This is a genomic window from Pseudomonas syringae KCTC 12500 (assembly GCF_000507185.2).
Taxonomy (GTDB): domain Bacteria; phylum Pseudomonadota; class Gammaproteobacteria; order Pseudomonadales; family Pseudomonadaceae; genus Aquipseudomonas; species Aquipseudomonas syringae.
On record NZ_AYTM02000002.1, the window covers coordinates 147,501 to 162,030 of the forward strand.

Below are 14,530 nucleotides of genomic sequence, written 5' to 3' on the forward strand. Positions count from 1 at the left end.
GCAAGAAGCCATATGGCACTAGCATTTGTTACGCGCATGCGCCATGTTTGTACCTGACCGATTTATATTCGGTGGCTATGCGTTACAGTTCAAACGACTCATGGTCCAGTCAATCGGATGGATCGCGATCAGCAATGGCCCGCTAAGGAAAGGAATGAAATACATTTTTGTCGTATTGGCCATATTGGCTGTGGCAGGTTGTGCAGCCACATCCAAACCCGTCACGCAAAGCAAGCGAGGCATCCACATCAACTGCTCAGGCCTCACGTCGTCTTGGGCAAAATGCTACGAACTGGCTACCAACTCTTGCGCTTCCAGAACATTCAAAGTGATCGCAAAGTCCGGCGATGCCACCGAGGAGCCCGAAGACTATCCGTTCGGCCTGAACCCGGCGGGTTACACCAGCCGCAGCATGATCATCGTGTGCAGGAAAGCTGCACCACTGGCGAATCCGTCGCCGCAGGACTGAGCCCGCGGCAACGTGAAGGCTTGATCAGACAGGGATCGTGCGGGCCTGCAGCCACAACAGCGCAGTGCCCTGCAGAAACGGGCTCAAGCGCGTCAGAACCTGCACATGGTAGTCGTTCAGCCAGGCGCGTTCTTCTGCGTTCAACATCGACACCTCGAGGCAACGGGTGTCGATCGGGCACAGCGTCAGGGTTTCAAAGCGCAGGAACTCGCCGAACTCGGTTTTGCCTGCTTCCTGGTTGATCACCAGGTTTTCGATACGCACCCCCCAGCGTCCAGGCCGGTACGTACCGGGCTCGATGGACGTGATCATCCCTGGCAGCATGGCCGTCTGCGGCGTTGCAGGTGCCTGATAGGCAATGACTTGCGGCCCCTCGTGCACATTCAGGAAATACCCCACACCGTGCCCGGTGCCGTGGCCGTAATTGACACCCTCACTCCAGATCGGCGCTCGGGCAATGGCGTCCAGCAGCGGCGACTGAATGCCCTTGGGGAAGTGAGCACGTGACAGTGCGATCACACCCTTGAGGACGCGCGTACAGTCCTGCTTCTGTTCGGCACTCGGTGTTCCGATCGCCACCATCCGCGTGATGTCAGTGGTGCCACCAAGGTACTGGCCGCCCGAATCGATCAGCAGCAAACCATCACCTTCTATCCGCGCATGCTCCGCCTCCGTGGCGCGATAATGCGGCATTGCGCCATTAGCGTTGAAACCCGCAATAGTCGCAAAGCTGGGCGAGACATAACCCGGACGTCGCTCACGTGCCTGCGTGAGTTTTTCATCGATGGTCAGTTCGCTGACAGGCTCTCGCCCCAGTGCACTGTCCAGCCAGGCGAAGAATTCGCACAGCGCCGCGCCGTCCTGCTCCATTGCCTGACGGATATGAGCCGTATCGGTCTCGGTTTTTCGCGATTTCAGCAACGTGCTCGGGTTAAGCCCTTCAACCAGCGTGACCTCACTGTCCAGGTAATCGAGCAGTCCGCAGGTAACCCGCGCCGGATCGACCAGCAGTCGCGCATCCTTCGGCAGTTCACGCAAGGCGGCTCCAATCTGCGTGTACTCCATGAGGTTGATGGCCTCGCGCTCCAGGCGCGCACGCACCGAGTCCGGTACTTTCTTCGAGTCCACGAACAGCGTGACGCTTTGCGGACCGATCAAGGCAAACGCGATGAACACCGGATTGTAGGAAACGTCTGCGCCACGCAGATTGAACAGCCAGGCGATATCGTCCAGCGTTGCAATGAAATGCCAGTCAGCTTTTCGCTCGACGATGATCTGACGAACCCGCGCGATTTTTTCGCTACGGTCCAGTGACGCCTGGGGAGGCAAATGCTCGTAAATCGGGTGGGACGGCAACGCCGGGCGGTCCTGCCATAGCTCGGTAAGCAGGTCGATGTCGGTTCGCAGCCGCGCGCCGCGCTCGTAGAGCTTGCTTGCCAGGGTTCGCGAAGAAGCAACGGCCAGAACCGCGCCATCAACGGCAACCACGCTTTCGGCCTTGGCTTCATCTGCCAGCCATTCGAGCGGACCTTGCTGGCCAGGCATCAGTTTCACCAACTCGATGCCGCTGCCGGCCAGCTCCTTGGTGGCCTGCTCCCAATAGCGGCTATCAGCCCAAATGCCGGCAAAATCCTGGGTGATGATCAGCGTACCGACCGAGCCGTGAAAACCCGACAACCACTGGCGCCCCTGCCAATAGCCGGGCAGGTATTCGGAGAGGTGCGGATCCGCTGACGGCACCAGATAGGCATCGATGCGCTCCCTGCTCATCAAGGCGCGGGTTTGCGCCAAACGTTCTGCCACGTCTGAACTGGCATTGGATTGCGTGCTCATTGACTCTCCTGCTGACCCGGAAATTGACTGCTTTCACTGGTTCAGATAATGGAGCACTCATCGAGCCTGAGCAACCGCCCAGAACGCAGGCTGAACAAGAGAGGCGCGAATCGAGTCGACCGCACGCTCTATGTCCTGCTCGCGGGTGAAGCGCCCCAGGCTCAGACGTATGGTCTGGCTGGCGGCCTGCGGGCTCAGCCCAAGTGCGAGCAGGACATGCGACGGCAGGTTTTTCGCCGAGTTGCAGGCTGAGGTGGACGAAAAGGCCAGACTCTCACCCAGCGCGGCGACGTCCAGATCGTTATGGGTGAAGGTAAAACTGAGTGTGTGGGCAATCCGCTGCGTGGGACTGCCGTTGATACACACCCCGGGGATCTTGGCCAGGCGCTCACAAAGAAGATCGCTCAGCCGCTGTACTTCAACCACTTCTTCTTCGAGCACCTCTGCCGCCAGGGCAAAGGCAGCGCCCATTCCGGCGATCTGATGCGTCGCCAGTGTCCCGGAGCGCAAGCCACATTCGTGGCCTCCCCCATGAATCTGAGCGAGTACACGCTGCTGCGCGCGCGGACCGACGTACAAGGCGCCAACGCCCTTGGGCCCATAGATCTTGTGTGCCGAGAGCGACATCAAATCCACCGCGAGCTGGCTGAGGTCAATCGGCAGCTTGCCCGCGCCTTGTGCAGCGTCGACATGCAACAGCGCCCCGTGCCCACGTACACGCCTGCCGATTTCGGCGATGTCGTTGACGGTACCCAGTTCGTTATTGACCAGCATCAGCGAGACCAGAAATGTATCGTCACGCAAGGCTGCACTGACCGCATCGGCACTGATAAGGCCCGCGCTGTCCGGCGCCAGCCAAGTGACATCGACGCCCTCTTCCTCAAGTTGACGGGCGGTGTCGAGGGTAGCCTTGTGCTCAATCAGGCTGGTGATGATATGACCGGGTCTGCCTCCGAAGACCGCTGCCTGGCGCTTGGCACGTTCCTGAGCTACCCCCTTTATTGCCAGATTGCTGGATTCGGTCGCGCCGGAAGTCCAGATGATCTGCGAGGCTTGCGCACCCACCAGGTGCGCAACCTGCCCACGGGCAAACTCCACTGCAAGGCGGGCTTTCTGGCCGAACGAATGGGAGCTGGAGGCGGGATTACCGAAATTGCCTGATGCCCCCAGGCAATCGACCATCACTCTGATGACGCGCTCGTCCACAGGCGTGGTGGCAGCGTAATCGAAATACAGCACTGGCTCGTTCATACACGTTCCTCGTTTACAGACCATGAGGAAGATCATGCACGAAATCAAATAGAACCAAAAATTATCAATTAGTATTTATATAGATCAAAATTGAATATTTAAAAAGCTGCTGTCGTAAAATCTGTTGATCTCTCGACGCCGGACAGAGGTCGTGAGCTGTGTCTTTAAAAAGACATCGACGGATGATATTTTTTTGACACACTTATAAATCAGTACGTTAGATTCTCCGCTCTACCATTTATCAAAAATCTAACAGAAACCTGACGAAATAATTTGACAGATACCCTGCCGCCACCGATATATAGGACCGTCAGGCACATTCCGGTTTTACGCACATGCCGCAGAGCATGGCGTCGGAATCATCCGCCGAAGTTGACTGCTGTCCCGTCTCACCCTGTCAGTTATTTCCACGGCGCTTACCCGGCGCTGGCGGATGTCTGTTGACTCTCACTTCCTTTTTAAACTGCTGAATGCGTTCGGTGTGGCGGTAGCTTTGCCTGTTGCAATGCGACCCACTCGACGCTTACGCGTTGGTTCTGTGTAAGCAGCGCCCTGACTGGATCGACACGATTCGGCGGTAGCGTGCCCGGCAGTCAACGCACGTCTGCGAAAGATGCCCGGTCACCCGCTTGGCAACGCGCTGATTCAAAGAAACATGGAGGCTTCGATGATTAACGTGACCAAGACATATCTGAGTGATATCGACCAGTTCAAACGCTATGTCGAAGGCATCTACGCACGTGGCTGGCTGACCAATCACGGTCCGCTGGCCAGGGAGCTGACGGATCGACTCAAGGACTACCTGGGCGTCAGGCACATTATTCTGACCAATAACGGCACCCTGGCCCTGCAAGTGGCCTATCGGGCGCTGGGGCTGAGCGGCAGCGCAGTGACCACGCCATTCAGTTTTGTCGCGACCAGCAGTTCGCTGCAATGGGAAGGCATCCGGCCGATCTTTGCCGACATCGATGCGCACACCTGGAACATCTCGCCGAAACACATCGAAAACAGTATTGCCGAAGACACCACTGCGATCGTCGCCACCCACGTGTTCGGCAATCCGTGTGACGTGCAAGCCATCGAGCAAATAGCCCGCGAGCATAAGCTCAAGGTCGTCTATGACGGCGCACATGCATTCGCCGTGCGTCACGCAGGCCAGTCGGTGCTCAATCACGGCGACATCAGCACCTTGAGCTTCCATGCCACCAAGCTGTTTCACACCATTGAAGGTGGCGCGATCATCACCAACGATGACGAGCTGGCCAGACAGGCCCATCTGATGTGCAACTTCGGCATTTCCGGCGTCGACCGGATCGACGGCATCGGCATCAACGCCAAGCTCAACGAATTCTCTGCTGCGATGGGTCTGTGCATTCTCGACAACATCAGCAACATTCTCGAAGAGCGTGCGGAGATAGCCGATCACTACACCTCGTCGCTGCAGGACTATCTGGATCTGCAGACACCGCAGGCCGACAGCCAGTTGAATCACAGTTATTACCCTGTGGCCCTGCGCGACGAGCAACAATTGTTGAGCGTGCGTACGGCACTCAACCAGCACAAGATCAATCCTCGCCGCTACTTCTACCCCTCGCTGGACACCCTCGAATACCTGCAGCCGCAACCCGGCCAGCCGGTGTCCAGAGCGTTGAGCGAGCGAGTGCTGTGCCTACCGATCTATCCCGGTCTGCTGAGAAGCGAGCAGGACCTGGTCATCCGCACCCTGATCGAAGCCTGCAACGGGACTGAAACTGACTACCGGGCCTGCACCGTTGCGCGGGTCTGCTGACGACCATGCCAGGCAAACATTCCCTCATTCGCAACACCCTCCTGAATTATGGCGGGCAGGCTTACGTGCTGCTGGTCGGGATTCTGATCATGCCGTTTTATCTGGGCCATCTGGGTGCCGAAGCGTATGGCCTGATCGGCTTCTTCACCCTGCTGCAGGCCTGGCTGCAATTGCTGGATGCCGGCCTGTCACCCAGCCTGGTGCGGACGGTGGCGCATCAGCGAGACACCCCTGCAAGCAAACAATACCTGGGCCGTCTGCTGCGCTCGTTCGAACTGGTTTTTCTGCCGATGGCCATGTTCTGCGCCCTGCTTGTCTGTATCGCCAGCCCCTGGATCGCCGCGCACTGGCTGAACGCAAACACGCTACAACCCGACACGCTGACCCATTGCATCACTTTGATGGGCATCATCATTGCCCTGCGCCTGTATTCGACGCTGTACAAAAGCGCGATTCAGGGACTTGAACAGCATGGCTGGCTCAACGTCGCCAATGTGTTGATCGCGACATTGCGCTACTTCGGTGGCCTGGTGCTGGTCAGTCAGTTTTCCCGGGACCCACGAGACTTCTTTGAATTTCAACTTGCGGTGGGGCTGATCGAAACCCTGTGGTTTGCCGGCAAGGCCCGCGGGCAGATGCCTGCGCCGCATTGGCTGACCGGTCTGGACTGGCCATTGATTAAGCCGATCCTGCCCTTCGCCGCCAGCCTGTCGCTGAGCGCTGTGCTGTGGATCGTGCTGACTCAGGTGGACAAGGCTCTTCTGTCGAATCTGCTGCCGCTGGGCCAGTACGGCTACTTCTCACTGGTGGCGTTGATCGCCACCGGCATCGTGATGCTGACCAACCCGCTGGTCCAGACGCTGCTGCCGCGCCTGACAGTGTTGATGGCCGAGGGGCGGCGCGACGAGATGCACGCCTTGTTCCTCGCCGCCAATCGCTTCGCCTGCACCTTTGTGTTTCCTCTGGCGGCGGTCATTGCCCTGTATGCAGAACCGTTGATTCTCGCCTGGACCGGCGATCCGGTCGCCGCAAACTGGAGTCGCCCGGTACTGGGCTGGTACGCACTGGGCAGCGCCATCATGGCCGCCAGTGCCTTTCAGTTCTATTTGCAATACGCCTATGGCCGAATGCATTTGCACCTGTGGTACAGCCTGATATCGACGCTGGTCAGCGTGCCGGTGATGGTGCTGGCGATTCATTACCAAGGCGTGTACGGCGCGGCGTTGGCGTGGTTTTTTCTGCGCGCGACGTCTTTCGCGATATGGCCAGCCATCGTGCATCGACACCTGGCCCCCGGCCTTCATCGCCAGTGGCTGAGCGACATCCTGCGTATCAGCGTCATGACCGCTGCTGGCCTGGTGGTCAGCACTCCCGTATTCAATCTGATTGCCGGTGAAAGCCGCAGCAGCGTGCTTCTGGCACTCGCGCTCAGCGGGCTTGTCACCCTGACGCTGGTGGCGACGAGTCACCGGCCGCTGGCATCGAAACTCTATGTTCTGTTCAGTAAACCGAGTACTTGAGCCATGGACGACACTGTAAGAAATACCGAGGAAACCTGCCTGGCGCCGCCGCTGCTGAGCATCGTATGCCCCGCCTACAATCAGGAAGGCTTCATCGCCCAGACGCTGGACGGGCTTTTGTCACAGCAGACCGATTTCAGGTACGAAATCCTGATCAACGACGACGCCTCCACAGACGCTACCGCGCGCATCATTGCGCACTACGCCGAGCGGCATCCGACGATCATTCGGCCCTTCTATCAACAGATCAACCAGTACAGCCAGGGCAGAGCTTGTGTCCCGGGCCTGTTTGGCGAAGCGCGCGGTCGCTACATCGCCTACTGCGAAGCCGACGACTACTGGACCGATCCGCAAAAACTGCAGCAGCAAGTGGACTTTCTCGAAGCTCATGCGGATTACGTCATCACTTATCACGACGCGTTCGTCTTCGATGATCACGGCCAGTATGGAGTGCAATTGCAAGGCCACCTGCGCGCCGATGCCTCGGCGCTGGAGTTGCAACAGGCAAGACGCCTGTCGACCCTGACCGTCTGCTTTCGCAATGTGTTCAGCAAGATGCCACCCGAACTGAGCCTGTGCAGCGCACCATTGAACGATATGTGCTGGTGGTCGTTGCTGGGGGCCTACGGCAAGGGCAAGTTCATGGCCGGGATCAAGCCGGCCGCCTATCGCGTGCACCCTGGCGGGGTGTTTTCGATGCGCAGTGACAAACGCAAGTTGCACATGAACCTGCAGACCTGCTCAAGCCTGGCCAACTATTACAACCGCTTGGGCAATCAGCCGCTCTACCAGTATTTCCTGATGCAGACGGTGTGCCTGTCGCTGGCCGCACTCCCCCCCCGCCACAAACTGCAGACGCTGTGGAAAGTGGCGGTCAACATGATCGGCAATCTGCGCAGGCGCCTGCCGCCCGCCACTGGCAAAGCTCATGTTCAGTAGTGTGCTGGTGTTGTGCGTCGGCAACGTCTGCCGCAGTCCGATGGCCGTGGCGATGCTGCATGAACGCCTGCAGGCCACGCAGGTGCGCATCCAGTCGGCAGGCATCGCCGCGTTGTCGGGTTCATCGATCGACCCGACGGCACATGCAGTGCTGCAGTCGCACCGGGTACAGCCCCGGCGGCATGCCGCTCGCCAGATGAGTCGCGAGCTGCTGCGTCAGGCCGACCTGATCCTGCTGATGGAGCAGGCGCATTTCTCCGACGTCCTCGAACTGGCCCCTGAAGTGCGCGGCAAAGCCTTTCTGATCGGCAAATGGCAGGACCCGCTCGACATCACCGACCCTTACCGGCGGCCCGCGTCAGCCTTCGAACAGACCTACGCGCAGCTCTCGCGCTGCATCGACGACTGGCTCCCTCATTTTCAGTCAGGAGCAACAGGATAAATGACCGTCATGAACCATCCTTCCCTGAATTTCCAAGCGGACTCCCGGATCGATCTGGCAACAGTCCTGCGGATGCTGTTCGATCACAAGACCCTGATCCTGTGGACCGTCGGCGTGTTTTTCCTGATCGGCCTGGGCTATGCCATTCTGGCCACACCGGTGTATCAGGCCACCGCCATGATTCAGATAGAGCCTCGGAAAATCGGCATCGAGGGCACGCCGGAAGTCAGTGCCAAGCCACTCTCGGTGTCGCAGGCGACCACCGAGATCGAGCTGATCAAGTCCCGCGCGCTGCTGGGCAAGGTCGTCGACGATCTGCAGCTCAATAGGCTCCAGACACCTGATTTGTTTCCTGTGATCGGTGCTTATCTGTATCGCACCTTCAAGCCCGCACGCGACGGTGAACTGGCGCAGCCTTTATTCGGCCTGACCCAATATGCGTGGGGCGGCGAAAAAATAGAGGTATTCCAACTGGAAGTGCCGGAGCACCTGCTGGGTGAAAGGCTCACCCTGACCGCAGGCAAACCCGGCCAGTTCTCGCTCTACGACAGCGAACACAATCTGCTGCTCGGCGGTGCGATCAATCGCGTGGTCGAGGGCCACGGAATCAAGATCCAGGTCGCTACGTTGCAGGCACGGCCTGGTACCGATTTCACTGTCTCCAGACAGCGCACGCTAAGCACCGCGCTGATCTATCAGAACCGCCTGAAGATCGCCGAGGCCGGCAGGGACTCGGGCATCATCTACCTGTCGATCGAGGACCAGGACGCACAACGGGCCAACCGGATTCTCGATGAGGTCAGCCATCTGTATGTACGTCAGAACGTCGAGCGCAGTTCTGCCGAGGCCGCCCAGCGCCTGCAGTTCTTGCGCTCGCAGTTACCCGCCGTACGCAAGCAGCTCGAGGAATCGGAAACCGCGCTGAACACCTTCCAGACCAGCGCCCGATCGGTGGACCTGAGTATCGAAACCAAGGGGGTGCTTGACCAGGTGGTCAGTCTTGACTCGATGCTGTCCGAACTGAAACTCAAACGCGTCGAACTGGAGCGGCTGTATACCCGTGAGCACCCGACCTATCGCAGCCTGATGAGCCAGATGAACCAACTGGAACAACAGCGCCAGGGCCTGCTGAAAAAAATCGACGCGCTGCCCATGACTCAGCAAGAGTTGTTGCGTCTGACCCGCGATATGCAGGTCATCAGCCAGACCTACACACTGATGCTCAACAAAAGCCAGGAGCAGGACATTCTGCGCGCCGGCAACATCGGCAATGTACGGGTCATCGACAACGCCGACACCAATGTCGAAAGACCCGTCAAACCGATGAAAACGCTGATTGTGCTGATTGCCACGCTGCTCGGCGCACTGGTGGCGATGACCATGGTTTTCGTGCGTCAGGCGTTCTATCGCGGCGTAGAAAGCGCCGAGATCATTGAAAATCTGGGCATGCCAGTCTACGCGTCGCTGCCCTACTCGCGTCAACAGGAGCATCTGGACAAGCGCGACCATGCTGGCCAGGAGTCGAAGCTGCTGAGCATCGCCGCGCCCGCCGAGCTGGCGATCGAGTCATTGCGCAGTCTGCGCACAAGCCTGCACTTCGCCATGCTTGAAGCGCGCAACAACGTGTTGATGATATCCAGCCCGACACCGGGTGCAGGCAAGTCTTTTGTGTCGAGCAATCTGGCGACCATCATTGCCCAGACCGGCAAACGGGTCCTGCTGATCGATGCCGACATGCGCAAAGGCTACCTGCATCGCCTCCTCGGGCTGCAACCCAAACACGGGCTGTCCGACACACTGGCGGCGCGCCTGCGCTGTACCGAGGTCATCAACACCACCCGTGTCCGGCATCTGGATTTCATCTCCTGTGGTTTCGCCGCGCCCAACCCCTCGGAGCTGCTGATGCATGACAACTTCCACAAGATGCTTGCCGAACTGTCGCCGCTGTACGACCTGATTCTGATCGACACCCCGCCCATCCTCGCCGTGACCGATGCGACGCTGGTTGGCCGTCAGGCGGGCACTTGCCTGCTGGTGGCGCGCTTCGGCATGACCACCGTTCAGGAAATCGAAGCCAGCAAACGACGTTTGGGTCAGAACGGAATTCTGATCAAGGGCGCCATTTTCAACGCGGTGGTGCGCAAGGCCACGACCTCCGACTACGACTGCGCCGCCTACGGCTACAACTACCACCCCGCGCCTCGATAGACGGGACGCTGCTTGCCGCTGACCGAGCTGTTTCATTTAAAAGGAATTAACCATGTCCCACTCCGACCAGGATGTCCGCTGGTACCTGATCCAGACCAAACCGCGGCAGGAAGCCCGCGCCGAAGAACATTTGCGGCGTCAGCAGTTCGAGTGCTATCGACCGTTACAGGCCGATGTAAAAAAAACCGGCGCGAAGGCTCAGGCCGGCGAGCCCTTGTTCCCCGGCTATCTGTTCATTCACATGGATCAGGTGCAGGACAACTGGTACCCGATTCGCTCCACCCGCGGCGTCTCGCGCATCGTGACCTTCGGTGGTCATCCGGTGCCGGTTCGGGATCATCTGATCGAGCAGATCCGCCAACGACTCGCCACACCCGCGCCGAAAACACAGTTTACCCAGGGCGACGCAGTGCTGATCACCCATGCCAGCTGGGGTGACGTCGAGGCCATCTTTCTGAGCGAAGACGGCGCGCAGCGCGCGGTGATCCTGCTCAATATGCTGCAACGCCAGCAAAAAGTGGTGCTGCCGATCAGCAGCCTGTCGCGAATCGAGGCGAGCGCCTAGCGCTCGAACCCGCCGCAACCTGCCGCACGACGTGTACTGAAAGCATGCGTCGCACGCCTGTTCCACCAGCCTCGGAATCGCACCATGCCGCGCCAGACCACCCTGGTGACGCTCACCTATGGTGACCGTTTCAGCTATTTGCACACCCTGATCAGCCGCTCGCTGGAAAGCCCGCTGATCGGCCGCGTGATCGTTGTCAGCAATGCTTCCACCGCGCCGCTGCAAGCGCTGTGCGATAAGTGGCCCGATCGGGTTCAGGTGATCTGGCTACCGCACAACACCGGCTCGGCCAATGGCTACTCGGTGGGCATCAACGCCGCGCTGCAAACCGGAGACGACTGCATCTGGCTGATGGACGACGATAACGCACCGACCGCGCATGCCATCGAGGCATTGCATCGATCCTTGCGTGAACGGCAACTCCTCGACGGCCAGGACAACTGCGCGGTGCTCGGCTTTCGCCCCACGCATCAAGCCGACATCGCCGCAGGTGTGCCACTGCAATACGCAATCCAGCGGCGCTCAAGCTTCTTCGGCTTTCACATCGCCCAGTTGCCTTACAAGATCTGGCGACGCCTGCCGTGGGGACAGCCCGATGCGACCCGGCTGATGCCGGAACGCGTGCAACTGCCCTTTGCCACTTACGGCGGGCTGCTTGCCCATCGCAGCCTTTACGAAAAGATCGGCCTGCCACTGGATGCTCTCAAGCTGTACAGCGATGACAGCGAATACACCTGGCGCATCACCGACGGTGGCGGAAAGCTGTTTCTGGTGCCCGATGCGCGGCTGGATGATCTGGAAGACTCCTGGAACATCAAGGCACGGACCCGCAATGTCTATGAAAGCTACCTGCTGGGCGGGTCGGATCTGCGCGCCTACTACGCAGCGCGTAATCAGGCCTGGTTCGACAAACATGTCTGGGCAGCTTCCACGCTCAGCTATCGGCTCAATCGCCGGGTGTTTCTCTGCCTGCTGAACCTGTATGCCTGGCGCCATGACGCGGCCCAGCGTCTGGACCTGCTCAACGACGCCATTCGCGAAGGCGAAGCCGGCAGGCTGGGCCTGAACAGGGCCTACCCACTATGAAAATCCTTTTCATCAACAGCCTCTACGCGCCCGATATCGGCGGCGGCGCAGAAATCATTCTGCAGCGTACGGTCGAGGGCTTGCAGCAGCGCGGGCACAGCGTCGCGGTATTGGCCACCACTGACCGGCCTGGCCTGCAACTGGCGGAGGTCAACCGGGTCAAGGTCTATCGGGCCGGCCTGCTTAACCACTATTGGCACTTCATCGCCCAGCGTCCGGGCCGTCTGGCGCGCTTTGCCTGGCACTGGCGCGACCGCTACAACGCAGGCATGCGTGAGTACGTGGAGCGCGTGATGGAGCTGGAGCAGCCAGAACTGGTGGTGTGCCATAACCTGACGGGCTGGTCGGTCTCGGCATGGGACCCGATCACCCAGGCCAATTGCCCGATCGTGCAGGTGCTGCATGATTTCTACCTGCTGTGCCCGGCAAGCACGATGTTCAGAAAAGGCAAAAGCTGTCAGCGCCAGTGCACGACGTGCACACGGTTGCGCAGTCATCATGCACAACAGTCGGAACAGGTCAGCGCGGTGGTCGGCGTCAGCCGCTTCATGCTCGACACGCTGCGGGCGCAGGATTATTTCAAGCATGCCAGAGGCTATGTGGTGCATAACGCCAGCCCGTTTACGCCAGCGCTTCGCGAGCAGCCCAAAGCACTTGTCGATAACGCACCGTTGCGTTTCGGTTACCTGGGCACCCTGTCGACCAACAAGGGGCTGGAGTGGCTGATCGAGCAGTTCCAGCGCCTGCCGTTCAAAGCCACCTTGCAGATCGCCGGGCGCGGACAGCCATCCGATGAAAAGCGCTTCAGGGCCATGGTCACTTCCCCTGACATCAGCTTCGTCGGTTTTCAGAGGCCTGAGCATTTCTATCGCCAGATCGACGTGGCGGTTGTGCCTTCCCTGTGGAATGAGCCATTCGGCATGGTCGCGGTCGAGGCGTGCGCGCACTCGCTGCCGGTCATCGCCAGCCGCATGGGCGGGCTCACGGAAATCATTCAGGAACCGCTAAACGGCTTGCTGTGCAGCCCCGATGACCCTGACTCACTGGGGCTGGCGATGCTCAAGCTGCATCAGCAGCCCGAACTGCTGGCACGCCTCGGCAGCCAGGCACGCAGCAGCGTCGCGTCATTGATGAACCTGGACTTGATGCTGGACCAGTACGAAAGCATCTTCGCCCAGACCTTGCAGGATCGCAGCACGTAGCACCTGGCAAGTAGCACGGCGAACGGGCGCAGTCGCCCCGTTCGACGACATCACGGACACGGTGTGGCACCCGCCAGTTCACCTTCATCAGCAGGATGCTCAAGATGATTTTCATCAATGCACGGTTTCTTACCCAGGACATCAGTGGTGTACAGCGCTACGCAGAGCAGATGTGCCGAGCGCTGAAGCGACTGCGCGACGATCTGGTATTCGTTGCCCCGCATAACATCAGACTGCATGACTGCGCCAGCGCATTGGAGGCGCACTGCATCGGGCGCTCCACCGGGCATGTGTGGGAACAGATCGACCTGCCGCTGTACCTGAAACGTCGGGGCAGTCCGTTGCTGATCTCGATCAGCAACACCGGGCCCATGCTGTATGGCAACCAGATTGCGACTCACCACGACATCAACTATGTGCGCTACCCGCAAAGTTACACCCGGTTGTTCCGGCTGGCCTATCGGACCATCACCCCGATCCTGCTGTCGCGCGCCAGAACGCTGATCACCGGCAGTCACTTCTCGCGCAGAGAAATATCCTCGTTCTATGGTTACGCAGAAGACAAAGTGCTCGTCGTACCGGCTGCGGTCAGCGACGATTTCATCCCGGGGCCGACCGCTGTGAATCGTCCGAACTACCTGCTGGCCGTGTCCTCGCCGGCCGTACACAAGAATTTCAGACGCATGATTCAGGCCTTTCTCAGCCTGCGTGGCCACCCGGATCTGCAGTTGCATATTGTCGGCGCAGCCAGCGCGCTGTTTGCCGACCCGAACCTGCAACACATCGCCTGTCGTGACCCGCGTATCCGTTTTCTGGGTCGCCTCAGTGATGCCGAGCTGATCGCGCAGTACCAGGGCGCGACTGCGTTCGTCTTCCCTTCGCTTTACGAGGGCTTCGGCATCCCGCCACTCGAAGCCCAGGCCTGCGGCTGCCCGGTGCTGGCGGCCAATGCCGCGTCGATCCCGGAAGTTCTGCAGGCCAGTGCGCTGTATTTCGACCCGCTGGACGTCAGCCACATGGCCGCAGCCATGCAGCGCATTCTGCTGGATGCGCCCTTGCGCAACGCGCTGCGTGTCCAGGGCCTGCAAAACGTGCAGCGTTTTTCCTGGGAGCTTTCCGCACAGCGTCTTTCCCAGCACATCGATACGTTGCTGGCGTCCGACCCCGCGCAGCAAAGCAGACTGAACATCGCTACCGAATCATCCACCGGCAAACCCTGAATCCAC

The 14,530-nt window shown here is 59.6% G+C and carries 12 protein-coding genes; 10 read left to right on the forward strand and 2 right to left on the reverse strand.

The annotated features are described in order from the left end of the window. Positions 1–154: 154 nt before the first annotated feature. Positions 155–469 (forward strand): hypothetical protein, encoded by a 315-nt coding sequence (locus tag V476_RS01160; protein WP_003417622.1) that lies wholly within the window; start codon positions 155–157, stop codon positions 467–469. A 24-nt stretch (positions 470–493) separates the two neighbouring features. On the opposite strand, the gene V476_RS01165 is transcribed toward V476_RS01160, so the two are convergent. Further along, entirely contained in the window at positions 494–2,302 is a 1,809-nt protein-coding gene (locus V476_RS01165; protein ID WP_024959956.1) for an aminopeptidase P family protein, read from the reverse strand. A 57-nt stretch (positions 2,303–2,359) separates the two neighbouring features. Then, on the reverse strand, positions 2,360–3,553 hold the full coding sequence (locus tag V476_RS01170) for a cysteine desulfurase family protein (protein WP_024665653.1): 1,194 nt from the start codon (positions 3,551–3,553) through the stop codon (positions 2,360–2,362). A 667-nt stretch (positions 3,554–4,220) separates the two neighbouring features. On the opposite strand from V476_RS01170, the gene V476_RS01175 reads away from it, so the two are divergent. The 9 genes from V476_RS01175 to V476_RS01215 all read left to right on the forward strand — a co-directional run bounded on the left by V476_RS01175 (position 4,221) and on the right by V476_RS01215 (position 14,524). After that, entirely contained in the window at positions 4,221–5,342 is a 1,122-nt protein-coding gene (locus V476_RS01175) for a DegT/DnrJ/EryC1/StrS family aminotransferase (RefSeq protein WP_024959957.1), read from the forward strand. A 5-nt stretch (positions 5,343–5,347) separates the two neighbouring features. Continuing rightward, the gene (locus tag V476_RS01180; protein ID WP_024959958.1) at positions 5,348–6,862 is read left to right on the forward strand and encodes a lipopolysaccharide biosynthesis protein; all 1,515 of its coding nucleotides are present in this window, start codon (positions 5,348–5,350) and stop codon (positions 6,860–6,862) included. A 3-nt stretch (positions 6,863–6,865) separates the two neighbouring features. After that, positions 6,866–7,801, forward strand: coding sequence for a glycosyltransferase family 2 protein (locus V476_RS01185; RefSeq protein ID WP_024959959.1), 936 nt, complete (start codon positions 6,866–6,868; stop codon positions 7,799–7,801). Next, positions 7,791–8,243 (forward strand): low molecular weight protein-tyrosine-phosphatase, encoded by a 453-nt coding sequence (locus tag V476_RS01190; RefSeq protein ID WP_003420458.1) that lies wholly within the window; start codon positions 7,791–7,793, stop codon positions 8,241–8,243. The genes V476_RS01185 and V476_RS01190 overlap by 11 nt, the downstream gene beginning before the upstream one ends. Next, complete coding sequence (locus tag V476_RS01195; protein ID WP_024959960.1) at positions 8,244–10,451, forward strand: polysaccharide biosynthesis tyrosine autokinase; 2,208 nt, start codon at positions 8,244–8,246, stop codon at positions 10,449–10,451. A gap of 52 nt (positions 10,452–10,503) precedes the next feature. Further along, on the forward strand, positions 10,504–11,016 hold the full coding sequence (rfaH, locus tag V476_RS01200; protein ID WP_024959961.1) for a transcription/translation regulatory transformer protein RfaH: 513 nt from the start codon (positions 10,504–10,506) through the stop codon (positions 11,014–11,016). 84 nt (positions 11,017–11,100) lie between these two features. Continuing rightward, positions 11,101–12,102 carry a glycosyltransferase gene (locus V476_RS01205; protein ID WP_003315729.1) on the forward strand — a complete coding sequence of 334 codons (1,002 nt, stop codon included), beginning with the start codon at positions 11,101–11,103 and terminating at the stop codon, positions 12,100–12,102. Next, positions 12,099–13,304 (forward strand): glycosyltransferase family 4 protein, encoded by a 1,206-nt coding sequence (locus V476_RS01210; protein WP_024959962.1) that lies wholly within the window; start codon positions 12,099–12,101, stop codon positions 13,302–13,304. Before V476_RS01205 ends, V476_RS01210 begins: the two co-directional genes overlap by 4 nt. Before the next feature lie 104 nt (positions 13,305–13,408). Continuing rightward, positions 13,409–14,524, forward strand: coding sequence for a glycosyltransferase family 4 protein (locus tag V476_RS01215; RefSeq protein ID WP_024663602.1), 1,116 nt, complete (start codon positions 13,409–13,411; stop codon positions 14,522–14,524). Positions 14,525–14,530: the final 6 nt, after the last annotated feature.

Coding starts and splice junctions, on each gene's coding strand:
- V476_RS01160 (WP_003417622.1), top strand. CDS start 155: ATGAAATACATTTTTGTCGTATTGGCCATATTGGCTGTGGCAGGTTGT.
- V476_RS01165 (WP_024959956.1), bottom strand. CDS start 2,302: ATGAGCACGCAATCCAATGCCAGTTCAGACGTGGCAGAACGTTTGGCG.
- V476_RS01170 (WP_024665653.1), bottom strand. CDS start 3,553: ATGAACGAGCCAGTGCTGTATTTCGATTACGCTGCCACCACGCCTGTG.
- V476_RS01175 (WP_024959957.1), top strand. CDS start 4,221: ATGATTAACGTGACCAAGACATATCTGAGTGATATCGACCAGTTCAAA.
- V476_RS01180 (WP_024959958.1), top strand. CDS start 5,348: ATGCCAGGCAAACATTCCCTCATTCGCAACACCCTCCTGAATTATGGC.
- V476_RS01185 (WP_024959959.1), top strand. CDS start 6,866: ATGGACGACACTGTAAGAAATACCGAGGAAACCTGCCTGGCGCCGCCG.
- V476_RS01190 (WP_003420458.1), top strand. CDS start 7,791: ATGTTCAGTAGTGTGCTGGTGTTGTGCGTCGGCAACGTCTGCCGCAGT.
- V476_RS01195 (WP_024959960.1), top strand. CDS start 8,244: ATGACCGTCATGAACCATCCTTCCCTGAATTTCCAAGCGGACTCCCGG.
- rfaH (WP_024959961.1), top strand. CDS start 10,504: ATGTCCCACTCCGACCAGGATGTCCGCTGGTACCTGATCCAGACCAAA.
- V476_RS01205 (WP_003315729.1), top strand. CDS start 11,101: ATGCCGCGCCAGACCACCCTGGTGACGCTCACCTATGGTGACCGTTTC.
- V476_RS01210 (WP_024959962.1), top strand. CDS start 12,099: ATGAAAATCCTTTTCATCAACAGCCTCTACGCGCCCGATATCGGCGGC.
- V476_RS01215 (WP_024663602.1), top strand. CDS start 13,409: ATGATTTTCATCAATGCACGGTTTCTTACCCAGGACATCAGTGGTGTA.